This is a genomic window from Streptomyces sp. CA-243310, from assembly GCF_050936775.1.
Classification (GTDB): domain Bacteria; phylum Actinomycetota; class Actinomycetes; order Streptomycetales; family Streptomycetaceae; genus Streptomyces.
In genome coordinates this window covers 694,244-717,470 of record NZ_JBNJMF010000002.1, presented here as the reverse complement: position 1 = coordinate 717,470, position 23,227 = coordinate 694,244, and the positions used below count along the sequence as shown (strand labels likewise).

Genomic DNA, 23,227 nt, shown 5'->3' with positions numbered 1-23,227 from the left:
GGCTGACCTCGTATTGTCGCGTCTCACAGGAAAGGCACAGAAGCAGGGGCGCGAAAGGCTGGTGGCTGTGCGTGGCGGCGACGGGGAACGCTGACACGACCGTCGGACACGGTGAGCTCATCGAGGCGGTGGACCGCGCGCTGACCACGCACGGCCGCGCCATCCTCACCGGACCGGCGGGCGCGGGCAAGACGGAAGTGGTCAGGGCCGTCGTGGCCGCGGCGGAGGGCCGGCGGGAGAGCGTGCTCCACCTCGCCCCGGACGCCGCCGACCAGTGGATACCCGAGGCCTCGGCCGCCGCCCTGCTCGCCTCCGTCCCCCACGCCGTACTGGACCGGCTCGCCGGACCCCAGCGGGCCGCCATCGCCCTGCTCCGGCGCGAGACCGACGAGCCCGGCGCCGGCCGCGACCACGTCGCGCTGCGCCTCGCCGTCGTCGAGGTCCTGCGGACCTTGGCCGCCCCGGGACCCGTCCTGCTCGTCCTCGACAACGCGCAGTGGCTCGACGACGAGAGCACCGACCTCCTCCGCTTCGCCCTGCGCCTCACCCCACCCGGAGTCCGGGTCCTCGTGGCCGAATGCGTACAGGGCGGGGCCCCCGTCGCCGTGCCCCTCTGCGGCCCCGACACCCCCGCCATCCGCGTTCCCCCGCTCGGGGCCGAGCAGGTCGCCGAACTCCTCTGCCGACACGGCCTGCCCGCCCGGCTGGCCGGCCGCATCCACCAGGCCAGCGGCGGCAACCCCCGCCTCGCCCTGGCCCTCGGCCACTCCCTCGCCGAAGCCGCCGGATCCCGCGACGGAGGCGCCCACCACGCCGACACGCTGCCCGTCTCCGGGCAGGCCCGCGAGGTCGCCCGCCGGCTGCTCGCCGAAGCCCCCGCCCGAGCCCGCCGCACCCTGCTGCTCGCCGCCCTCGCGACCCGCCCCACCACCGCCCTGCTCCGCCGGGCCGGCCGCCCCGACGCCGACGCGGAACTCGCCGAGGCCGAACGCGCCGCGCTGGTCACCGTCGGCGAGGGCGGCGCGGTGCGGTTCACCGCGGGCGCCCTCCCGACCGCGCTCGCCGCCGACGCGGGCTGGCCCGAGCGGGCCGCCGGGCACGCCGCGCTCGCCACCGCCGTGGACGACCCCGTCCAGGCCGTACGGCACCGCGCCCTGGCCGTGGACACCCCCGACGCCCGCCTCGCCGCCGAGATCACCGAGGCCGCCGCGTCCTGCCGGCGCCGGGGTCAACGCGCCCTCGCCGCCGAACTCGGCCTGCTCGCCGCCGAACGCACCCCCGCCGACCTGCCCCGGGACGAACTGGCCCGACTGGTCTGCGCCGCCGAGGACGCCGGATGGGCCGGCCGCGCCGACCTCGCCCGCCGCGCCACCCGCGCCGTGCTCGCCCGCGACGCCTCGCCCGCCGACCGGGTACGGGCCCGGCTCGCCGTGATCGACGCCGCCGGGCAGGCCCTCGCCGACCTCGACGAGACCTTCGCGTACGCCGTGGACGACGCCGCCGGCGACCCCTCGCTGCGCGCCGCCGTCCAACTCCGCATCGCCTGGAAGCACAACCTCAGCGACGGGGACCCCGTCCGCTCCCGCGACGCCGCCGCCGAGGCGGGCACCCTCGCCGCCCTCGGTGGCGACCAGGTCGCCGAGGCCATGGCCCTGACCGTGCGGGCCCGCATGGGCCGCATCCTCGGTGACCACGACGCCGAGGACATCCTGGCCGAGGCGCTGGCCCTGCCCGCCCCCGAGATGCCGCTCGGCATGCGCAACGCGCCGCAGTACCTGGCCGTCCGGCACGCCCTCTTCGACGACCGGCTCGACGACGCCCGCGGCCGGCTCCTCGTCCTGCTGCCCGCCGTCCGACGCACCGGCTCCGCCGAAGACGTCTTCGAGGTGCTGCGCAGCCTCTCCGAGGTCGAGCTGCGCCGCGGGAACTGCGCCGTGGGCACCACGCACGCCCGCCACGCCCTGGAACTCACCATCGAGGCCGGTCTGTCACCGGGCCCCGCCTGGTACGTCGCCGCGATGGCCGAGGCCACGGCCGGCAGCTTCGCCCGCGCCGCCGGCTACGCCCGCCGGGGTGTCCAGGCCTCCGAGGAGGAACAGGACCAGGTCTTCCTGTCCCGGGGCCTGTACGCCCTCGGGCTGGTCGAACTGGCCACCGGGGAAGCCGCGAAGGCGGTGGCCACCCTGAGCAGGGTGGCGGAGCTGGAGGAGGCCCAGCAGGTGGTGGACCCCTCCGTCCTGCGCTGGCACGGGGAACTCGCGGAGGCCCTGGTGGCCGCCGACGCCCTCGAGGAGGCCGCCGCCCTGCTGGAGTCGACCCGTACGGTCGCCGACGCCCTCGGCCGTACCGGCGTGCTCGCTTCCCTGGACCGGGCCCGGGGCCTGTTCCTGTCCGCGCGGGGCGACGCGGAGCCCGCCGTGGTTCTGCTGGAGGCCACGGCCCGGCGGTTCGGCGCCCTCGGACTCCCGCTGGAACGGGCCAGGACCCTGCTCGCGCTGGCCCGCGTCGAACGGCGCCGGCGCCGGCGCGCTCCCGCCCGCGCCGCCCTCGGGGAGGCGGCCGACGTGTTCGACCGGGCCGGTGCGAAACCCTGGCTGGAGCTGTCCAGGGAGGCCGCACCCGACCCGGCCGCCGGCGGGCAGCCGGGACAGGCGGCCCTGACCGAGGCCGAGACCAGACTGGCCCTGCTCGTCGGTCAGGGCGCCAGCAACCAGGAGGCGGCCGCGAAGCTGTTCCTCAGCGTCAAGACCGTGGAGGCCCGGCTGACCCGGATCTACCAGAAGCTCGACGTGCGCTCCCGCGCGCAGCTGGCCACCGCCCTGAGGACGGGACGCCTCAGCAGCTGAGGTTGTTCCCCGGCGTCACACCCAGCAGTTGGGTGAAGCTCTGGTACTTGCTCACCCGGCTCTGGACCTGCCCGGGGTTGCCGCCGTTGCACTCCAGGGCTCCGTTGATGGAGCGGATCGTCTCGCCGAAGCCCGCGCCGTTGACCATGGCGGCGTGCGCGGTCATCGTGCCCGGACCGTTCTGCGTGTTCCAGTACCAGAGGGCCGTCTTCATGGCCACCGCCGGATCCTGCTCCACGAGGTAGGGGTTGGCGAGGAGGTTGATGCCCAGGGCGTCACCGGCCGCCTTGTAGTTGAAGTTCCAGCTGAGCTGGATGGGGCCGCGCCCGTAGTACGCGGCCTGGCCCGCCGGACATCCGTAGGGCTGCGTGGCGTCGCAGTAGTGCGGGTAGTTGGCCGTGTTCTGCTCGACGATGTAGAAGAGCCCGCCCGTCTCGTGCGAGACGTTCGCGAGGAAGGCGGCCGCCTCGCGCCGCTTGACCGTGTCGTCGCCGGTGTTGGCGAAGGCGGGGTACGCGGAGAGCGCCGCGACCAGCCCGTTGTAGGTGTAGAAGGGGTTCCGGTTCGGGAACATCTGGTTGAACTGGGCCTCGCTGACGACGAACCGCCCGTTGCCGGGGTCGGGGTCCTGGCCCCCGCCGCCACCGCAGGCGCCCTGGTCGGACCAGACGCCCCACTGGCCGGTGGTGCCGGGCGTCTCGCCCTGCGTCCACCACTTGGCCTGCCAGTTGTGTCCGTTGTACGAGGCGTTCATGCCGCCCGTGTAGACCGCCGATGCGGCCCAGGAACCGGCGCAGGCGGGAGCCGCCGCGGCGGGGGAGGCGGGCAGGGCCACGGCGAGACCGAGGGTCACGGCGGCTGCCGCGGCCAGCGAGAGGGCACGACGACGAAGCGTGCGTATCACGTGACTGCTCCTAGAGTGGGGGGAGTTGCCGGGTGGGGACGACAACTGCCGCCACTGAACCGAAGGTGGTCTGGACCTGTCAAGGTCTAGACCAAACTTTTCGGTGGAACGCGGAACGGCCACGGGTGGAAACGGTCGCGCGGAAACGCCGAACCGGCGTGACGAGCGAGTCGTCACGCCGGTTCGGGTCGACCGGGTCAGCTGCCGGCGGAGAGGTTCCCGGAGAGCACCGGGATGTTGTCCACGATGTGCGACAGGGACTCGTCACCCTTCGCCTGGGTGGAGTTCTCCGCGCACTGCTGGTTCTGCGGGTTCGACAGGACGTTGATGTCCTGGACACCGACGTTGAGCGCGGCGAGGACCGACTGGGCGTTGACCTTCGCGGGCAGGCCGACACAGAGCTTGTTCAGCGAACCCTGGATGGCGCTGAGCTGCGGGCTCATGGCGCCCTCGGTCTCCTGGTTGCCGTAGATCTGCGAGGCGTTGTTGCCGTTGACCGTGTTCACGCCGTTGTCGTTGCCGATCGCCATCGCCGGGGTGGCCGCAACGGCGCCCGCGCCGATGACGGAGGCGGTGACTGCGGCGGTGGCCATGAACTTCTTGAGCATTGAGGATCCTTCTGTCGCATGAGCTGTCCCCGGCGGGACGCCCTGATCAACTGTCCTCACGGCATGTGGTTATCGCCCGTCACCCATGCGGCCCAACGATCCGTTCCGGTGGCCCCGCGACGACCCGCCCGCGCGGTCGCCGCCCACGCCGCCGGGTGGAGTCTCCCGGCGGGGCAGCGGTCGGTCCGTGGTCAGCCGGTCTTGCGACGGACCTTCTTGTTCTTGCCGCCGGGGCCGCTGCTGGAACCCTGCACCTTCGCCCGGCTCTGGTGTGACTGCTGGGACTGGGCATTCGCGGCGTTGCGCTCCAGTGCCTCCCGGAACTTGCGCTTGGCCTCGTCGGCCGGGGACTCGTTCTGCGGGGTGTCTGTTTCGTCTGCCATCTTGTCCTCCTGGGGTGATCGAGCCGTTTCAGTCTGTCAGGTGGCCGTCCCCCTGACCAGCGAGTTCGCTCTGAGAGGCATCCCGGGAGGCGGGGTGGGTCGACCGGGACCCCCGGGGCGGCGTCGTCGGACGCCCCGGGGCCGTCGGATGCGCCGCGACCTCGGGATCCCCGCCCAGGTCACCGCCCCGTGACCCGTCCCGAGGCCCTCGGGACGGCGCGACGGACGACCGGGGGACTCAGTGGGAGGGGACCTCGGCCCCGCCGCCGGCGCGGACGGCCGCGAGGGCCGCGCGGTGGAGGGCGTGCGGGTCTCCGTGCGGGAGGGGGCTGCCCGTGAGCGTGTACCACTCGTCGGCGTCCAGGTACTGGATCTCGAAGCGGATCTTGCCATCGGTTCCCGCGACCGTGCGGAGGGTCAGCTCACCGGTGATCACGCCGACCTCGTCGGTCATGGCGCCGCCGGGGCCGGCCACGACCGTGTCCGTCCACTCCTGCGCCGCGTCGTGCCCGTCCGCCCCGGTCATGAGCCCGCGCAGGTGTCGATCATGGTGGTGAGCATGGCTTTCTCCGGTTCGGTGACGGTCAGCTGGTAGTGGGACTTCACGGTGGTCCAGGCGCGTCCGTACTGGCACCAGCTCGCCTTGTCCGGGGGCTGCCACAGGTCCGGGCTCTGGTCGCCCTTGGAACGGTTCGACGCGGCCGAGACCGCCAGCAGCTGGGGGCGGGTCAGGTCGTTCGCGAAGGCCTTGCGCCGGGCCGCGTCCCAGTCGGCGGCGCCGGAGCGCCAGCCCTCGGCGAGCGGGACCATGTGGTCGATGTCCAGCTTCGACGCCTCGCTGAACTCCAGCCCGTCGTACAGGCTCTTCCACGCACCGGACGAGGCGCGGCACTCGGAGTCCTGGGCGACGTCCTTGCCGTCGCGCTTGAGGACGGCCTCGCGGGTGTCGCACTTGTTGCCCTGCTCGGCCCAGTGCGTGAACTTGGCGCGGCTGTAGCCGGCCATCGTGCCGGGCTTGCCGATCTTCAGCGCGGCCAGCTGCGTCCGGGCGACGGCCGCGCTGACCATGCCCGGCAGTACGTCGCCCCGGGTCGGCTTCGCGTCGCCCCCGGACGGCGCGGAGGGCGAGGCGGAGGTGCCGGGTACCCGCGTGCCGCCCTTCCCGTCGGCGGGCCCGCCGGCGCCGGTCTGGCTGCATCCGGTCACCCCGAGCAGCAGCGCGACGGCCACCGCGAGGCCGCGCGCCCCTGTCTGACGTTCCATGAATCCACCCCGGTTCGAACTCCCGCACGCTGTCCCGGGGGAGCCTACCCATACCCGGACATCCGATCCGTGCGCGTCACGCCGAGTGTCACGGGCCGTCAGGGAGGCGCCCCGGGGCGGTCCGTCGGGCCGGCCGCGGGCGACCGCGGCAACGACGGCCCTGCGGGGTGCGGTTGCCCCGGTGTCAGGGCCTTCCCCACCCTTCGTAACGCTCCGTCCTTCGGCGTCGGGTGTGTCCGATCTCGCACGACCGGTGGGCTCCGGCTCTCCCGCGCCGCCGGAGCCCGCGCGGGAGACGACCGGCTCAGGACCAGGAAGCAGCCACCAACGAGCGTTCCGCCGCACCCAGGTGGGTGGCCGAGGCGAGCCAGGCCCAGGCGTAGCGGTCGGCCGAGGCCTCGGTGAGGCGGCCGAAGGCGTCCCGGGGGCGCCGGTCCGCCTCGACGGCCAGGGCGGTGGCCAGATCCGCCGCCGCCCCGAAGCCCGAACGGCGCAGCGGGCCACGCAGGCCGAGCGGCTCCGGCCCCCTGGCGGCCTCCGCCACGGCCCGGCGGCCGCCCGCCACCCCGGTCTCCAGGAGCCTGCGTACCCGCCACAGCGGGGACTCGGCCAGCGGGTCCGCGTCGCCCCCGACCGAACCGGCCAGGGAGCCGTGCTCACCCTCCGGGAGTTCGGGCGTCCCGTCCGGAAGGTGGGAACCCTGGAGGCGGTCGTAGCCCAGGTCGGCCCGGCCGAGCCACTCCTCGGGCAACCGCAACGTGTACCGCGCCCCCGGCACCGGACCGACGGCCAGCGCACCCAGGGTGGCCGCCCGGTCCGGATCCGGACGGCCCAGCACCCGGATGGCCAGGCCCGGACACCCCGCCAGCCGGCGCAGGTTGGCCGTGTGCGGCAACTCGGGATGCGGATGTGCCGGGCGCAGTCGGAGCACGGGCGCGTCCGCGCGCACGGTCCCGTCCGCCGACAGCTCCCGTACCAGCAGGTGCTCACCGGCCCCGCCGACGACCCGGACGTCGCAGCCCAGCAGCTCGGGCTCGCCCTCGGGGTCGGCGAGCAGGCCTGCCACCGCCTCCGCCGCCGGACGGGCGAACAGCGCGGCGGCGGGCTCGTCGGTCCACGCGATCCCGGGCAGTGGGGTCGCCTTGACCCCGCGTCCCGCACCCAGCCGCCCGTCCGCGGAGACCGTCGCGCCGACGACGCGCAGACCCCCGCGCGCCAGCCCGGCGTGGTCGAGGACGGCCCCGCCCAGGGCCACGGACGCGGAGCCGGCGCCCCGGGCCCGGGCGAGCCCGCCGGGGCGGACGTCCGACACGGAGTGGCGGGAGCCGTCCGCGCCCACCAGATGGGTGACCACACCGCCGTAGCCGGTGGCGGACAGCACGGGCTCGCGGCACAGCCCGTGCACCCGCAGGCTGCCGCCCGCCTCGTAGGCGCGGCGGCCCGAGCCCGTCAACGCGGGCCCGCCGGCTCCGGCGGCCGTCAGCCCCGCGACGTGCAACAGTTCGCGGAAGGCCTCGGTGAGGGCGCCGAGCCGCTGGGCGGCACTGCGCTCCCGCGCCGCCCGCAACCCCCGTACGACGCGCAGGGCGGCGGCCTCGCCGCGCGGCAGCCCGGCCAGGCGCGCACTGTGCGCGGCCCGCAGCAGCTCGGCCTGGACCACCGCACCGCCGGCCGCGACCCCGGCGGCCAGTGCGACGGCCCCCGCCTCCCACAGCGCGGCCGAGGCGCGCAGTTGTGCGGCGGTCGGCGGCTCGGGTGCGGTCGGCGGCGGTGCCCCGGCGGAGGTTCGGGGTGTCGTGACCCCGGGTGTCGTGGGCCCGTGCACCGCGGGCGCCTGCGGACCGGCCCCCACCGCCACACCGCTCGCGGGCCGCGCACCCGCGTGCGCCGGATCCGGTTCGGCGTCGGCCGTCGGCCCCGCGGGGGCGAGCTGCTCGGGATCGGCGAGCGGGGCAGCCCCCAGCACGGCGGCCCGATGCAGGCAGCGCGGTGCCAGCAGGCAACCGCAGACGGCCTCGTCGGCCGCCGTGACCACCCCCGAAGGGCCCGGACGCAGGGTCACCACGGCATCCTCGCCGAAGCGGACGGTCACGCTCCCGTCCGGTCCGGCCACCGCCTCCGAGGCGCACGCCTCGATGGCCGCGTCCAACTTCTTGCGCAGCCGCGCGGTGAGGTTCTCCACCGCCTCCGCGAGGACCTCGGGGGCGACGGGCGGCAACAGATCGGTACTCAACGGACATCTCCACGGAGGCGTTCGCCCACCCAGCGGGCGAGAGCGAGGGGACTGAGTGCGGCCACCGGCATGCCGGCCGCGACGAGTTGCCGTGCGATGGCCGCCGAATACCGGGGCGCGCCGGCGTCGTCGAGCGCGGCGCAACCCAACAGGTGCGCGCCGGAAGCGACCAGCGCGCGCACCTCGCCGAGCAGCCCGCCGAGCGGCGCCCCCTCCTCGAAGTCGCTGACCACGACGACCAGGGTGCGGCTCGGAACGGTGATCAGCGACCGGGCGTGCGCGAGCCCGGCGGCGATGTGCGTACCGCCGCCGACCCGTACCTCCAGCAACAGCGACAGCGGATCGTCGACACGGTCCGTGAGGTCGACGACCTGGGTCGAGAACGCCAGGAAGTGGGTGGACAGGGTGGGAACGCCGCCCAGCACGGCCGCCGTCAAAGCCGACCAGACCACCGAGGCCTCCATCGAACCGGAGACGTCGACCACCAGGATCAGCCGCCAGTCGGCCTCCCGGCTCGCCCGCGTACTGAACACGGGCCGCTCCGGGACGACCACCACCCGCCCGTCCGCCGATCGCCGGGTGTGCGCCAGATTGGCCCGCAGCGTCCTGGCCAGGTCCAGCTTCCCGCCGGGACGTCGGGTCGGACGCGGGGTCGCCAGCCCCGACAGGGTCGGGCGCAGCCGGGTGGCCAGCTCCCGGGCCAGCTCGTCCACCAGACGCCGCACCAGGGGCCGCAGCCGCGCCAACTGTTGTTCGGGCATCCCGCCGGCCAGTGAGAGCACCGAGGTCAACAGCTCCATCGAGGGACGCACCGAGGTGGGGTCCAACTGGGCCAGCACGTCGACCCGGCCCGCGTCCGCGGCGTCGGCCAACACCTCCTCGCGCACGTCGGCGCCGAACAGGGACTCCAACTCCTCGGACCACTCCCGGGCCGTGGGGAACGAGGCTTCCGTCCCCCCGCGCGAGCCGCGGCCGTCGTCCAGATCGGCGGAGCCCTCGCCGCGCCCGGCGCCGTACAGCTCGTCGAGCGCCCGCGCGTAGCCCCGCGCACCGGACGGCAGCCGGTCGCGCTGCCGCCCGAGGAGCAGCCGCCACCGGTCGGCGGGGGACAGGCGCCGCGACCCGGGATCGACGGGCCGCAGGGCGGCCGTGCCCTCCGGGACGTCGGGCGCTTCGGTGGCCGCGGCGGGCAGCGGCAGGTCCTTGAGCGCGGCGAGGCCCGCGGCGTCCGCCGCCGCCCAGAGGGCGAGCAGCCCGGGCGGTGCGTCCAGCGAGAGGTCCAGGCGGTCCCCGAGCCGTTCGGTGACGGTGTCCAGCAACCGGTCGCGGGCGGCGGGGGAGAGCGCGTCGAAGCCGCCGCGCAGCGCCGGCAGCCGGTCCAGGAACCGATCGTCCGCGAGGCCGTCCACCCGGTCCAGCAGGGGGGCGAGGGCGGTAGGGGAGGAGCCGAGCAGCGGGCCGGCGGCCGTGAGCAGACCCGTCAGCCTGCGGGTCAGGACACGCCGGGCGTCCGGCGTGCCGGCACCGTCGACCCAACCCGCCGCGCGGTCGCCGAGCCCGTGCGCCGCATCCAGGTCCAGCAGGACCCGCACGGCCAGGGCCGCGCCCTGCACCAACGGGGAGGCGGAGGAGGCCAGTTCCGCCAGGGCGGAGTCCAGTCGCAATCCCAGGTGTCGGCCGGCGGCCCGGTCGGCGAGGGCCACCAGGGCGCCGGCGTCGGCGGGGTCCTCGCTGCCGGCGAGCCCGGGCAGGGACCGTACGGAGGCCTCCACCAACTCCTCCGAGATCGCCTCGGCGCGCACCCGCACCCCCTGCGTCGCGCCGGGGAAGTGGCCCCGACCCAGACCCTCCAACAGGTCCAGCGACTCGAGGAGTTCCGGCAGTCCGGCAGTCTCCGGGAGGATCGCGGCGGCCTCCTCCAACCGTACGTCGACCAGCGCCGGCAGGTCACACCGCGCGGCGGCGCGCAACCCGGCCAGGACCTGCGCCGGCGTCGGGCCCCCCTCCTCGGCCGCGCGGCGCGCGACGTCACGCAGCGTCCCGGCGGCCGCCTGGGCGGCGGTCACGCCGCGGATGCCGGCCAGGTCCAGCCGGGCGGGCACGGAGGGGGTCCAGGACAGCCGCCACTTGCTGCCGAGCGCGGTGCCGTCGCCGGTGGCGGCCACGGCGACGGGCTCCCCGTACCCGGCGCCGCACACCAGCAGCCGTTGCAGCATGACCTCGCGGCGGCCGTCCAGCTCGGAACGCAACGGATCCAGCCGGATCTCACGGGCGGCCGGATCACTCGGCGACGGCAGCCGCAGCGCCGCCAACTCCTCCTCGACGGCGGGACCGAGCCCCGAACGGGGGGCGTGCGGGGTGATCCTGCCGCGCCCCGCCCCGATCAGCACGGCCTCCAGGGCGCGGGCCAACGCCCGCCCCCGACCCAGCGGTTCACCCTGTCCGAGGACGGTCATGACCGCCTCCAGCAGTTCCCCCCGCCCGGGCGCGGGCAGCCCGCGCAGCATCGCCAGGTCGCAGGCGAGCCGCAGCGTCTCCGCCGCCTCCCCGGTCCCCGCGGTGTGCCCGGCCCGGCGCAGCTCCCGACAGACCCCGGTGACGGCGACCGAGGCCGCGTCCCGGACCCGCACCGGGTCCCCGCCGGCCTCGAACACGGCCTGCTGCCACAGCGGGTCCCGGATGCCGGCCGGATAACCGGAGCGGGAGTCGAGCAGATCGAAGGAGTACGGCACGAACGAGGCCACCACGGCGTCGTCGGCGGGGCGCGAGCCGGAGTCCGCCCCGGACCCGCCGGAGTCCTTCACCGCCGCGCCGGAGTCCTCGCCGGCGGCCACCGCGACATCGCCCACCGCGGCGTCGGCCGGGAGGAGGGCCGGCGCGTGGAAGGCGCCGATCAGCGCGGCCACCCGGCGCCCCCCGGCGGAGGCGGCGGCGATCACGGCCCGCATGTGCGCCTCGCGGGCCAGGTCCCGCGCGGGCACGTCGGCGTCCGCGCGCAGCGCCCAGCCCACGCCGAGCGCCGCCCTGCGCACGGCCTCGGGGGAGCAGCCCGGGGCCTGTACCTCGACCGCGCGGTCCCAGAGGTCGTCGCCCTCGCGCCCGGTGCCGGACGCGGAGAGCGCCTCGGCGAAGGAACGTCGGCCCGAGGCCGGCCCGTCGCCCGACGGGACCACGGCGTCCGGGGCAGGCCCGTCGGGCGTGCCCGACTCCGGTACCGGCCGGTCGGGGCCCACCGGCCGGACGCCCGCCGGGGCGTCCGGAAGGAACCATCCGCCATCGGCCAACGGCAGGTCACAGCAGACCACTTCCACACCGCGCTCCCGTGCCCAGCGGATCGCCGCCAGCTCCGGGGAGAAGTCGGCGAACGGGTAGAACGCCAGGCGCCCGTCCCGCCCCTGGCCGGCCAGCGCGACCGGGGCCACCGTCTCGGGATCCGCGACGTACTCCCACCACGACTGGAACTCGGCGGGAAGCTCCACGCAGAGCACCTCCGCGCCCGCCGCGTCCAGCAGCGCCGGCACCATCGCCGCGAGGGCCGGGCTGTGATGCCGGACCCCCAGCAGGTAAGGCTCCCGGCACGCGGCGAGCGCCTCCACGGCGTCCCTCGGATCGACCATCGTCACCGCAGGCTCCCGCGCAGGTCCCACAGACGGCGCCACATCGCCGAACCGTCCTCGGCACGCCGACGGACCGGGCCGTCCCAGTACCCCAACAACCGGCCGTGGTCGGCGGGGTCGTCCTTGCGGACGACACCCAGCAGGTGCCCCGGCAGCAGATCGAGGACGTCACCGCCCGGCAGGTAGGCTGCGGCGACCCCCAGCGAGGCCGCCACCTGTACGGCCTCGGCGGTGGACATGACCGTGCCGGGCCGCTCGACGTCCCAGCCCTCGGCGCTGCGCCCCGAGCGCAGGTCCCGGAAGACGGTGACGAGGGCGTCCAGCACCGCGTCGTCCACGCCGAACGCGGCTCCGGCACGCTGTACCGCGGCGACGGCCTGGCGCCGGATCAACGTGGCCTCGGCGTCGGCGTCCGCGATCGGCGCGACCGTCTCGAAGTTGAACCGCCGCTTCAGCGCGGCCGACATCTCCGAGACGCCGCGGTCGCGGAGGTTGGCGGTGGCGATGACGGTGAAGCCGGGGGCGGCGGACACCACCGCGTCCTCGGTCGAGGTCAGTTCGGGCACGCTCACCCGGCGGTCGGACAGGATCGACACCAGGGCGTCCTGTACCTCCGGGAGGCAGCGGGTGATCTCCTCGACCCGCACCACCCGGCCCGTGCGCATCGCGGCGAGCACGGGGGAGTCGACCAGGGCCTGCGAGGTGGGGCCCTGGGCCAGCAGCAGGGCGTAGTTCCAGCCGTACCGGAAGGCGTCCTCGGTGGTGCCCGCCGTGCCCTGCACGGTGAGGGCACTGGTGCCGGACACGGCGGCGGCGAGCAGCTCGGACAGCATGGACTTGGCGGTGCCCGGCTCGCCGGTGAGCAGCAGGCCCCGCTCGCCGGCGAGGGTGACCACACACCGTTCGACCAGGGCGCGTTCGCCGACGAACTTCGACGCGATCACCAGCTTGCTCGGCAGTCCGGCGCGCCGTTTGGGCAGGGTCAGTTCGGCGCCCTCGCTGCCGCAGACGAACGTGACGACGGCGCGCGGGGTGAGGGCCCAGCCGGGCGGGCGCGGCCCGGTGTCGTGCGCGGCCAGGAAGGCGAGTTCGGCGGCGTGGCGTTCCTCCGCGGGCATGACCTGCCGGGCGGGGGCGGACGGTTCGGTGACGGTCATCGGGGTCCTTAGGGCGATGCGGGAAGGAAGTGGGGGCGCGGGGTGCCTCACGGCACGGCGCGCGGGTCGGGACGGGAACGGGTGGGCTGCTCCCCGGGGCGGTCGAGCCGGGACGCGGCAGCGGTGGGCCGGTCCGGGCCGGGGCGAAGGGCCCCGGCCCGGACCGTTCAGGAGGGCGTCACTTCCGGCGTCGCGTCGTGCGCTTCACCTTCAGTTCCTCGAAGCGCGGCGTGTCGCCCTCGCGGACCCGTTCCCACGCGCGCCGGTACAGCTCCGCTACCGGTTCGGTGGGCACGAGCACTCCCAGGACCGGGTTGCGTCCCGCGGCCGTCCCGTACATGGGCAGCTTCCACAGCTCCACCGGCAGCGTCGGGGAGGCCACGTCCGCCCACCCGCCCGGCAGGAACAGGGAGCGTCCGGCGCGGCTGCGGCTCGCCGTCACCACCAGGTCGGTGGCGCCCAGTTCCGCGCGGGCCGCCGCCAACCGGGCCGGCTTCCAGCCCGTCCAGCGCGCCGTGTTGCGGTCGGTGGGATCCGGCATGGCGAGCAGCGCGAGGTAGAGGACGGCGGCGTCCGCACCCAGGCCGTGCGTGTCGCTCACCTCCGCCACCAGGTCCGGCACCGAACGGCCCGCGTCCTGCGGCCACCAGGTCCCGTCCTTGTCCACCGATCCCGCGGCCGGCGCCCCCGGATCGGCGAGGAGCCGCGCGAAGCCCGGGTCCCGCACGAGCCGCAGCGCCGCCTCCACGGCGAACGGCTGCTGCTCGGGGCCGCGCAGCGCCGGCAGGTACGGGTCGGAACCGGTGGAGTCCAGCAGCGCGGGCCGCAGCGCCGGATACGACCAGTGCGCGGCCGTGCCGGGCAGCACCACCGCGCCGTAGCGCTCGTAGCCCTCGCCCGTCTCGGTCGGCGTGCCCGCCGCCTTGCGGAACTCCGCGGGGTTGTGGTGGAAGTCGACGCTGATCAGCAACTCGGGCGCGGACAGCCGTCGGCGCAACGCCGTGAGCGCGGACGGCAGCACGGCCCGGACCGGATCGCCCGCCGGCAGCCGGTGCGCCAGCCACCCGGAGAGGGCGATGGCCCGGGTCAGCACCGCGGAGGTGAACGGGGCCGCAGCCGGCTCGCGGGGCCAGATCTGGCTCTCCCGCACCTCCCACGCCACATCGGTGTTCAGCTCCGGAGCCACCGTCGGGTCGAGGAGCGCGGGCAGTGCCCTGTGCACCGACCACCGGTGGCCGTGGCCCGACCCGCCGCCGACGGCGCGGGTCGCCTCCACGAGCAGCCAGTCGGGTACGGGCGTGCGTCGACCCACCCGCCGGTTCCACACCTCGGCGGCGGCCGTCACGTCCGGACCCTCGCTCCATAGCAGCGCCGGCTCGGCGGGCAGCAGCGCCGCCACGAGCTCCCGCCGGACCTCGATGTCGAGGGTGCGCAGGTCGTCGCGGGCGTACGCCGAGTCCGCGGCCTTGACCCCGATGGCCGCACGCAGTTCGGCCGGCAGGAAGTTCCGGTCCCAGGTGTCGATGTCCGGAAGGCCGGCGAGCACCAGCCGGGCCGCGGGCCCGGAGACCCCGGTCAGGCGGGCGAACTCCTCGGCGGCCTCCGTGAACCACGGCGCCGCGCCGTGCTCGGCCGCCGCGCCGAGGAACGCGGCGAGCCAACCGGGTCCGCGCCCCCGATCCCCGAGCGGGGCGTGACTGCGCGAGGTGTACGGCTGCGGCACCGCGAGCCGACCGCTGGGGTCGTGCAGCAGGGCCGTGAACTCGCGGCCCTCGTCGGTGGAGTCACCGTGCTCGCCGGTGATGGCGAGCAGGGCCCCGCCACCCAACGGCAACACCGTCGAATGCCACTTCCCGCGCTCGCGACCGTCGGGCTGCGTCGTGTGATTGCGGCCCAGGTGGACCAGGACGCGAAGCCACCGGCCGGCGGACGCCTCGGTGGAGTCCAGGCCCAGCGCGACCACCTCTTCGAGCATCGCGCACAGCCCCGCGCGCCGGGCGTCCGTGGCACCGGTGACCACCGCGCGGTAGGCGACGGCGGCGGCCCCGTCGAGGAACAGTTCCGTCCAGGGCAGCGCCGTACGCGTCAGCCCCGGCACGTCGAAGTGCAGCCGGCCGGGCACCTCCCGCGCGTCCGAGTCGGCGGAGGCGGAGGTCAGCTCCCGCAGGAACCGGAACGCGGCGTCGGAGTCCCCGCCGAACCGGTGGTGCCCGCCGGCCACGAGCCCCTCCAGCGCCTCGGCCACCAGCTTGTCGGACGGGCCCCGCACGACCTGGGGCGCGGGCTCGCGCTCCGGGGTCGGGTTCAGGGCGGCGGCCACCTTGTCGAGCGACGCCCGCTGCCGCAGGGCGTCCCGCAGCTTGTCGACCACGCCCCCGATCAGCTCGGGCGAGGTGATCCGGGGCAGGGCCGCGCCGACGAGCGCGGGCAGCTCGCTCTGGTCGGCGGCCTCGCCGGCCGCCTTCAGCAGCGCGCCGCAGGTCTCCGCGTCGGCGGTCCGCAGCGCGGCCGAGCCCTCGGCGTCGCGGGCCCGCAGGCAGTACCAGTAGGGGAGGGGCGGGAGGTCCACGGCGGCGGTGGAGTAGGCCGGGTTGTCGTGGTCGGAGCTGATCTGGGAGGTGACGACCCCGTCGTGGTCGGCGAGCGTCAGCGTGCGCCAGTCGCTGGACAGCACGCGCAGCCGGTCGTCACCGGGCAGGCTCAGCGCCCCCTGGGGCATGCGGCCGCCGACCGCGGTCACCGAGCGACCGCCGGTGTCCGAGCCGTGCCAGCCCCGGTCGGGAACGTGCACGACACGCCAGCCGAGCAGGCCGTCCACGGGGGCGCCGAACACCGAACCCTCCACGGCGGGCGTCGGCCGGAGCCAGTTGGCGCCCGCCTGCTGCGGCAGGCTGCTGCCCTCCGGGTGCCCGCGCAGGGCGTCGGCGAGGAAGGCGGGCTGCGAACGCCGACCCAGGGCGCCGCTCGCGGGGTCGTACTCGTGCCATCCCGCCGCATCGGGTTCGCTCCCCGAGTCCCACACCCAGAACGAGGTCCCGTCGGACAGGACCGGGCGCTCGGAAGGGAGCTCGGTGTCGCCCGCGTGCAGGACGCCGTGACCGGTGAACCTGCCGCCGCCGGGCAGCGGCAGGGTGACCTGCTCGTTGCGGATCGACCAGTAGGAGCCCGGGTGGTCGAGGGTGAGGACGTCGTTCGGGGCGCTCAGCCAGTAGCCCTCCACGGCGCCGCCGTACGAGACCCAGAACACCAGCAGGTCGCCGTCCACGTGGTGGAAGCCGAGGCGGTAGTGGTCGCCGCGCGGGACCCGCAGGTCGTGGGTGAGCACCGTCGAATCGGCGTCGACGACGCGGACCTGCGTGGAGTTGGCCACGATCAGGTGGGGCCAGGCGTCCATGACGGTGAGCCCGCTGCCGCGCCGGCCCTGGCGCCCCTTGAGATTCGGCCGTAGTTCGGCCACCGCCGTCTCCCAGGCCGGCCAGGTCAGTTCCTCGAACAGTCCGCCGCGCAGCGTCCGCGCGAGGATCCCGCCCACGTCGAGCGCCGCCGCCTTCGCGACGTCCTCGGGGGCCAGGGCCAGCGCCTCGGCCGGCAGCCAGGTCAGCCAGCGGATCGCCGCGGGCAGCGCCGGCAGTGCGGACGCCGTGGAGGAGGCGGCCACCTCGCGGACCCAGTCGGCGAGCAGCGCGCTGCTCCCGGGGGACAGGGCGAGTGCGCGCACGGCTCCGCGTCCGGTCGCCCGGCTCCCCAGCTCGTTCAGGGAACGGAACATCACCGGGCGGAAACGCTCGTCGGCGCACAGCGCGCGCAGGTCCCGCCGGGTGGTGTGCTCGCCCCAGGCCTGGAGCCCCAGCGTCCGGTTGTCCTTGGGGTCCGGGTCGGTGAGCGGCAGGTCCAGGGAGAGCACCAGATCGAGGAGGTCCACGTCCGCGAAGCCGAGGCGCAGCCCCGTCTCGCGCTCCGGCGCGGCGAGTTCCGCGCGCAGTCGCTCCGCGGACCGCTCGACGAGTTCGAGCAGGTTCGGCAGTGCGGGCGGGGTGCCCCAACCGCTGTACCGGGCGGTCTGGAAGCGCTCCAGCCAGCCGGCCGTGCCGTCGGAGCAGCGCTCCTCGGCCGGCGCGTCGGCGGCGGACAGCCCGACGGTGGCGCCGGAGTCGACCAGCAGCTCCAGCCACATCGCGGCCATGGCGCCCGCGTCGCCGCCACTGGGCGGGGTCAGTCCGAGCAGGGTGCCCCGTGCGGAGGGCACGCGCCGGGCGAGCGCGAGCAACGCCGGGCGGTGGGCCTTCCACCAGCCGGCGGCGGCCCGCAGGGTGGCGGGCAGCGCCAACAGCTCGGCGAGGTAGTCCTGCTCGGGTTCGGTGCCGGTGAGACCGGCGGCGCGGGCCAGTCGGCGCAGTTCGACGGCGGCCTGTGCGGACGGGGGCAGCCCGCCCGCGGTGCGGCGCACGCACAGCCTGCGGAACCGGTCGAAGGCCTCGGCGGGGGTGACCCGCAGCGCCAGCGCCTTGCCGTAGCCGGTCAGCACCTTCACCGGCAGTGCGCCGGCCAGGGCGAATTCGAGGAAGACGGCGTCCAACCGGTCCTCGTCCACGGGCAGGCCGAACTCGGCCTCGCTCGCGCGGGCCTTGCCGAACAACTGCGCGGCGTACGTGGTGTTCTCGACGGCCAGGAAGAGCCGTGCGGCCTGCTCGTGGAAGACCGGCAGGAAGTGCGGCACGGACACGGCGAGCCGGCCCGCCAGTTCCAGACAGGCGTCGAGGGCGGCCTTCGGCTTGGTCTTCGCCTGACGGGCGGCCCGGTCCAACTCCGGTACGACGGCCAGCGCGTGGTGCCCGTCCTCGGGGTGGTGCACGAGCACCCACTCGGGGAAGCCGAGGGCCTGTCGCCGGCCGAGACCCACCACGGCCGGCTCGCCGTCGGCTTCGAGGCCCAGGAACCCGGCGGCGAGGTCCTCCGCGGCGCCCAGTTCGGCGGCGGCGAGCCGGATCACGACCCGGTCGTCCCCGAGGGCCGGGTGTCGGTAGGCCCGCGCGGTCAGTTCGACGGCGGAGTCGCCCGCCCCGGTGGTGTCGGCGGGCAGCACGGCGCCCGCGTCGAGCATCGCCCGGGCCCCGTCGGTGTCGGTGGTCCTGGTGTTCACGCGTTCCCGCCCTCCTCGATCTTGCGCCCGGCGTACAGTGCCGCGGCCATCCGCATCCCCTCGGACCAGGCCACCGGTCCGACCTCGGCGAGCGGCACGGCCCGACCCTCCGCGTCGTGCCAGTTCAGTCCGCCGGTGCTCGACTCGTCCTCCCAGTACGGCTCGCCGATCCACACGGCCGCCTCCACGGCGCCGCCGGCGTCGCGCACCTTGCAGGTGGCGTAGCCGCCGGAGACCCTGTAGCCGAGACCGGTGGCCCGTGCCGCGAGGCTGAACCGGGAGGGGAACACCCCGCCCGCGTAGTCCCGTACCTCGGTCGCGTTCGCGGCGAGCCCGGTCGGCTTCTGCCAGGTCGCGCGGTGGATCTGCTCGACCTGCTGGGTGATGCCGAGTTCGGCGGCGAAGTCCCGTACGTCGTCCAGGTCCGGTAGCAGCACCGGGTGCGGCAGGGTCACGGTGCGCGGGGAGAGCCGTATGGTCTCGCCGTCGAGGTTGACCACCTTCAACTCGCCCGACTCCGTGGCGTCGCGCAGGAAGCCCACCTCGTCGGGGTCGTCGTCGGCGACGATCGCCAGGTCGCGCAGGGCTCCCTGCCAGGCCTCGTCGGGCCAGACCCGGGCCAGCAGCGTGGTCGGCACCGGCAGCGAGGACACCATCCAGGCGTCCACCTGGGCGACACACGCGACCACGTGCCGATCGAGCCATTCGGAGAGCCGGCGCAGCCGGTCCACCTCGGGGTGGTCGCGCAGCGCCTTCGGCAGTGTCTTCAGCTGCCGTTTCGTCGATCCCCGGGCCACGACCCGCCCCTCCACGAGGGCGATCTCGTAGCCCTCACCCGCCGTCAGCCAAGCCATCAGCCGTGCCTGCCCCTCTGCCTGTCCCGTCAGATTCCGCGCAGCCCGAAGGAAGGCGCCAACGCCCTGTGAGCTGCGGTATGTCGGGAGACTAGCGAGGCCCACTGACAACGCGGCGGTCAGGACCGGTGGGTGAGCGGGCCCTTCCGCATATTCGAGACAGTTGGCCTGAATTCGACGTTGTGGTGAGCCGGATGCCGGTCCGGGAAGCGGTCGCGCCGCACGGGAACACGAAGAACCGCCCCCGGTCGCGAAGGACCGGAGGCGGTTGGGGTGGGGCGGGTGAGGGGTCAGACGGCGTCGGCCGTCTCCACCGCCTTCAGGAGCGGAGCCCCGCTCGACGCGACGGGCTCCTCCACCCGGGGGCCGTGGCCGGAGCGCAGGCCGAGCCAACTGATCAGCGCGACCAGGGCGAAGGCGACGGCCCCGATCCCGAAGGTGAGGGTGAAACCGGACTCGGCGGGCAGTGCGGGAACGCCGGCCGGAAGGTGCTCGATGGTCTTCGAGGCCAGGATGGTGGTGACGATGGCACTGCCGATCGCACTGCCGGTGGAGCGCGAGATCGAGTTGATGCCGTTGGCGATGCCGCTCTGGTGGTGCGGGACGCTCGACATGATCACGGCCGGCATGGCCGCGTACCCGAAGCTGACCGCCGCGCCGACGACGAGACCGGCGCCGATCACCGAGAAGGTGTGCGCGTGGTCCAGTGCCAACCAGCCGAAGCCGACGGCGCCGAGCACGGCGGCCAGACCCAGGGCGACACGGGGCCCGCGGTGGCGCACCAGCTGTCCGCCGACGGGGGAGGCCAGCAGCGAGACGATCGCACCGGGAAGCAGGAACTGGACGGAGGCCCGCAGGATGGACGCGTCGAAGCCGTACCCGGTCAGGGCCTTCGGCATCTGCACCAGGTAGGAGACGCCCAGGAAGTTCGCGAACATGCCGAAGCCCACGAGGATGCCCGCCAGGTTGGCCATCAGGACGGGGCGGTGGACGAACATCCGCATGTCCACCAGGGGTTCGCGCACCTTGCGCTCCACCAGGACCCACACGGCCGTCATGACGGCGGCGCCGGCGAAGCTGCCGAGCGTCCGAGCGGAGGCCCAACCCCACTCGTGGCCCTGCGATATGGGCAGCAGGAGCAGCAGGAGGGCGATGCCCAGGGTCAGCGCGCCGAGGAAGTCCGTACGGCCGCCGGTCTTGTGGCGGGTGGCCGGGACCAGGAAGACGACGGCCAGCAGGGCCAGGGTCGCGAAGCCGGTCGCCATCCAGAAGGCGTTGCGGTAGTCGGCGTCGGACCCGGAGGTGAGCAGGCCGGTGGCGACCAGCGCGAGACCACTGCCGAACGCGAGCGTGCCGCTGACCAGCGCCATGGCGCCCGGCAGCTTCTGGGGCCGGACCTCTTCGCGCAGGACGGACAGGGCCAGCGGGAAGATCGCGGTGGCCGCGCCCTGGAGGACCCGGCCGAGGATCAGCAGCGGAAGCGACGTCGCGAGCGCGGCGATGACGGATCCCGCGACCATGACGCCGAGTACGGCCACCAGCGTGGGCTTCTTGCCGTGCTGGTCGCCGAAGCGGCCGAGCAGTGGGGTGAAGACGGCGGCGGACAGCAGGGTCGCCGTGGTGACCCAGCTGACGTTGGCGGTCGAGGTGCCGAGGTCGGTGCGGATCAGACCCAGGATCGGAACGGGCAGGGTCTGCATCATCGACACGACCATGGCGGCGAGGCTGAGGGCGAAGACGATGACCGTCTCGTTCCGGGGCCTGGCGACGGCGGGGGCGGATGCGGCGGTGCTCATGGTTGGCGGGACCTTCTCAATGCTTCAGATCGCAGATGTTTGATGTCCTCAAGTACTTGGATGAAGGTAGACGGCAATAGTTAAGGTGGTCAAGTAAAAGGTTGATAATATGAAGCTTGTGGGCGTACGCTCGCTCCATGAGCGCCACCGCCGCGGCCACCTCGCAGGGCCCCACCAAACTGCAACTGCTGGAACTGTTGGCTGCCATCGGCACCGCCCAGTGGCGCGACTTCGCCACCGCCGCCGCCCGACACGGGCTCACGTCCACGCAGGCCAAGGTCCTGGCCCAGCTGGAGGGTCCGGTGCCGATGCGCGGGCTTGCCGCCCTGCTCGCCTGCGACGCGTCGAACGTCACGGGCATCGTGGATCGGCTGGAGGCTCGGGAGCTGGTGCGGCGCGAGCCGTCCCCGGCGGACCGCCGGGTGAAGAACGTGGTGGCCACCGACGCGGGGCGCGAGACCATTCGCCGTGTGCGCGAGGAGATGCAGGCCACGCACGGCGCGTTGGACGTGCTGGACGAGGCGGAGAGGGCGACGCTCCACACCCTGCTGGAGCGCCTGCGCCCCACGCTGGAGAAGGACGCCTGATCGAAGGATCCCGGCCTGACGGCCGGGGTCGATCCGAGGCCCCGGGTGCTCAGGCCCCCGGGGCGTCCGTGTTTCCGGCGGTACCGGCGTTCGCCGTGTCCGCGCCGTCCGCGGTGCGCTTCACCCCGCCGGCGATCGTGTCGCTCGCGGTCGCCGTGTCGAGTGCCTCGGTCAGTCGGCTCAGGCGTGCCTGGAGGTCACGTATCTCGCCGAGCTCGAACCCGGTGGCGGCGGCGATCCGGCGGGGTACCGCCACCGCCCGGGCGCGCAGTGCGGCGCCCTCGTCGGTGAGTATCGCGTGCACGGAGCGCTCGTCCTCGGTGCTCCGCTCCCGTCGGATCAGGCCGGCCGCCTCCAGTCGCTTGAGCAGCGGCGACAGGGTGCCGGAGTCGAGTCGCAGGTGCTCCCCGAGCTGCTTGACGGGCGTCGTGCCGTGTTCCCAGAGGACGAGCATCACGAGGTACTGCGGGTAGGTCAGGCCCAGGTCCTTCAGGACGACCCGGTACAGACCGCCGAACGCGCGGCTCGCGGCGTTGAGCGCGAAGCAGATCTGCCCGTCCAGGCGGAGGAAGTCCGGCTCGCCGGGGGTGTCTGGCTGCTGCTCGGTCATGTCGGCCAGTGTACCCGGAAACCCTTGCCGGCGATTCAGTTGTGCACAACCAATTTGCGCGCAACTCAAGTGTGTGCTTTATTGATGGAGCGGTCGGACGACGGCCGCACCGATCCACCCCTCCGAGAGGACCCCCCGATGGACGCGCTGTACACCGCTGTCGCCACCGCCAACGGCCGCGAGGGCCGCGCCGTCAGCTCCGACGGTCAGATCGACCTCGCGCTGGCCATGCCCCCGGCGCTCGGTGGCAACGGCCAGGGCACCAACCCCGAGCAGCTCTTCGCCGCCGGCTACGCCGCCTGCTTCGCCAGCGCCCTCGGTCTCGTCGGCCGCCAGGCCAAGGTCGACACCAGCGAGGTGTCCGTGACCGCGGAGACCTCCATCGGCAAGGACACCGACGGCGGCTTCGCCCTCGCCGTCACCCTGCGCGTGGAACTCCCCGAGTCCCTCGCCGGTGCGACCGGCGCCGCGCTGGTCGAGCAGGCCCACCAGGTCTGCCCCTACTCCAAGGCCACCCGCGGCAACATCCCCGTCGAGCTCGTCGTCGAGTAGCCCGACCGGCGCCGCCGCCCGCGCCACCCGACCGCCTGCGGCGCCCCTCCCGAGGGGCGCCGCAGACGTGTGCACCCACGCCCCTCACCCACGTCCCTCGCCCACGTCCCCGCTCACGCCGGCCGACGAACCGCAACGACCGCGCAGACCGCGGCCAGCGGCAGTTCCGCCACCGCGGCGAGCGCCAGTGCCACCCCCTGGCCGCTCGTGCCGGCCGAGGTGGTGACGTCGAACCATGCGTCCATCACCAGCAGGGCGGCCGTCGCCCCCGCCACCGCCGACACCCGGGGATCGCCCCTGCGCAGCAGCGCACCCGTACCGGCCAGACCGGCCACCAGCATCGCGTCCAGTCCGATCCACGCGGTGGACCAGTACGACACCTCGGTCGTGTGCGGCACCGTCTTCGCCAACACCACCATCCACGGGACCAGTACCAGCCCGGCGCCCGAGAGCACCGTCGAAAGGCGCGGGACGCGGACGTCGGCCCGGCGGACCCGTCCTGCCGCCGCCCGTCCGGTCGGGGGACGGGGTGCGACGCGCTGCGGGGAGACGAGGGCCATGGGTGCGGAACTCCTTCCGACCCGACGGTCCGTCCGCCGGGCACTCCACGACTCTCGTGCCCGGAGCGCGGAAGATCAGTAGCTCCACCGTCCGAACCGGGGGTGGTGCCAGGTACA

Annotated in this window: 16 protein-coding genes; 3 read left to right on the top strand and 13 right to left on the bottom strand. The window is 74.7% G+C overall.

The genetic code is table 11. The annotated features are described in order from the left end of the window. Positions 1-71 precede the first annotated feature (71 nt). Positions 72-2,846, top strand: coding sequence for an AAA family ATPase (locus ACQEVM_RS20730; protein WP_433081180.1), 2,775 nt, complete (start codon positions 72-74; stop codon positions 2,844-2,846). Here the strand turns inward: ACQEVM_RS20730 and ACQEVM_RS20725 are convergent. From ACQEVM_RS20725 to ACQEVM_RS20675, 11 genes are all read right to left on the bottom strand, one after another. Beyond that, complete coding sequence (locus ACQEVM_RS20725) at positions 2,836-3,750, bottom strand: glycoside hydrolase family 19 protein (protein ID WP_433081178.1); 915 nt, start codon at positions 3,748-3,750, stop codon at positions 2,836-2,838. The genes ACQEVM_RS20730 and ACQEVM_RS20725 overlap by 11 nt on opposite strands. A gap of 197 nt (positions 3,751-3,947) precedes the next feature. Then, positions 3,948-4,358 (bottom strand): rodlin, encoded by a 411-nt coding sequence (locus ACQEVM_RS20720; RefSeq protein ID WP_433081176.1) that lies wholly within the window; start codon positions 4,356-4,358, stop codon positions 3,948-3,950. 191 nt (positions 4,359-4,549) lie between these two features. Continuing rightward, entirely contained in the window at positions 4,550-4,741 is a 192-nt protein-coding gene (locus ACQEVM_RS20715) for a DUF5302 domain-containing protein (protein ID WP_053680668.1), read from the bottom strand. Positions 4,742-4,979: 238 nt separating this feature from the next. Further along, the gene (locus ACQEVM_RS20710) at positions 4,980-5,267 is read right to left on the bottom strand and encodes a hypothetical protein (protein ID WP_433081173.1); all 288 of its coding nucleotides are present in this window, start codon (positions 5,265-5,267) and stop codon (positions 4,980-4,982) included. Continuing rightward, positions 5,264-6,004 carry a GmrSD restriction endonuclease domain-containing protein gene (locus tag ACQEVM_RS20705; RefSeq protein ID WP_433081171.1) on the bottom strand — a complete coding sequence of 247 codons (741 nt, stop codon included), beginning with the start codon at positions 6,002-6,004 and terminating at the stop codon, positions 5,264-5,266. The genes ACQEVM_RS20710 and ACQEVM_RS20705 overlap by 4 nt, the downstream gene beginning before the upstream one ends. 304 nt (positions 6,005-6,308) lie before the next feature. Next, on the bottom strand, positions 6,309-8,237 hold the full coding sequence (locus ACQEVM_RS20700) for a hypothetical protein (RefSeq protein ID WP_433081169.1): 1,929 nt from the start codon (positions 8,235-8,237) through the stop codon (positions 6,309-6,311). Then, on the bottom strand, positions 8,234-11,854 hold the full coding sequence (locus ACQEVM_RS20695; protein ID WP_433085282.1) for a vWA domain-containing protein: 3,621 nt from the start codon (positions 11,852-11,854) through the stop codon (positions 8,234-8,236). The genes ACQEVM_RS20700 and ACQEVM_RS20695 overlap by 4 nt, the downstream gene beginning before the upstream one ends. A 2-nt stretch (positions 11,855-11,856) precedes the next feature. Beyond that, on the bottom strand, positions 11,857-13,011 hold the full coding sequence (locus tag ACQEVM_RS20690; RefSeq protein ID WP_433081167.1) for an ATP-binding protein: 1,155 nt from the start codon (positions 13,009-13,011) through the stop codon (positions 11,857-11,859). Positions 13,012-13,189: 178 nt separating this feature from the next. Continuing rightward, the gene (locus tag ACQEVM_RS20685) at positions 13,190-18,151 is read right to left on the bottom strand and encodes a DNA-binding protein (protein ID WP_433081165.1); all 4,962 of its coding nucleotides are present in this window, start codon (positions 18,149-18,151) and stop codon (positions 13,190-13,192) included. Next, the gene (locus ACQEVM_RS20680; RefSeq protein WP_433081163.1) at positions 18,148-19,005 is read right to left on the bottom strand and encodes a DUF4132 domain-containing protein; all 858 of its coding nucleotides are present in this window, start codon (positions 19,003-19,005) and stop codon (positions 18,148-18,150) included. The genes ACQEVM_RS20685 and ACQEVM_RS20680 overlap by 4 nt, the downstream gene beginning before the upstream one ends. Before the next feature lie 290 nt (positions 19,006-19,295). Further along, positions 19,296-20,801, bottom strand: coding sequence for an MFS transporter (locus ACQEVM_RS20675; RefSeq protein WP_433081161.1), 1,506 nt, complete (start codon positions 20,799-20,801; stop codon positions 19,296-19,298). 137 nt (positions 20,802-20,938) lie between these two features. Here ACQEVM_RS20675 and ACQEVM_RS20670 point away from each other — a divergent pair, with 137 nt between their 5' ends. After that, complete coding sequence (locus tag ACQEVM_RS20670; RefSeq protein ID WP_433081159.1) at positions 20,939-21,388, top strand: MarR family winged helix-turn-helix transcriptional regulator; 450 nt, start codon at positions 20,939-20,941, stop codon at positions 21,386-21,388. A gap of 49 nt (positions 21,389-21,437) precedes the next feature. Here the strand turns inward: ACQEVM_RS20670 and ACQEVM_RS20665 are convergent, their stop codons facing one another. Next, on the bottom strand, positions 21,438-21,998 hold the full coding sequence (locus ACQEVM_RS20665; RefSeq protein WP_433081157.1) for a MarR family winged helix-turn-helix transcriptional regulator: 561 nt from the start codon (positions 21,996-21,998) through the stop codon (positions 21,438-21,440). Positions 21,999-22,136: 138 nt separating this feature from the next. Between ACQEVM_RS20665 and ACQEVM_RS20660 the strand changes: the two genes are divergently transcribed. After that, positions 22,137-22,550, top strand: a complete 414-nt coding sequence (locus ACQEVM_RS20660) for an organic hydroperoxide resistance protein (protein WP_053680651.1) — start codon at positions 22,137-22,139, stop codon at positions 22,548-22,550. A 113-nt stretch (positions 22,551-22,663) separates the two neighbouring features. On the opposite strand, the gene ACQEVM_RS20655 is transcribed toward ACQEVM_RS20660, so the two are convergent. After that, on the bottom strand, positions 22,664-23,110 hold the full coding sequence (locus tag ACQEVM_RS20655; protein WP_433081154.1) for a hypothetical protein: 447 nt from the start codon (positions 23,108-23,110) through the stop codon (positions 22,664-22,666). Positions 23,111-23,227: the final 117 nt, after the last annotated feature.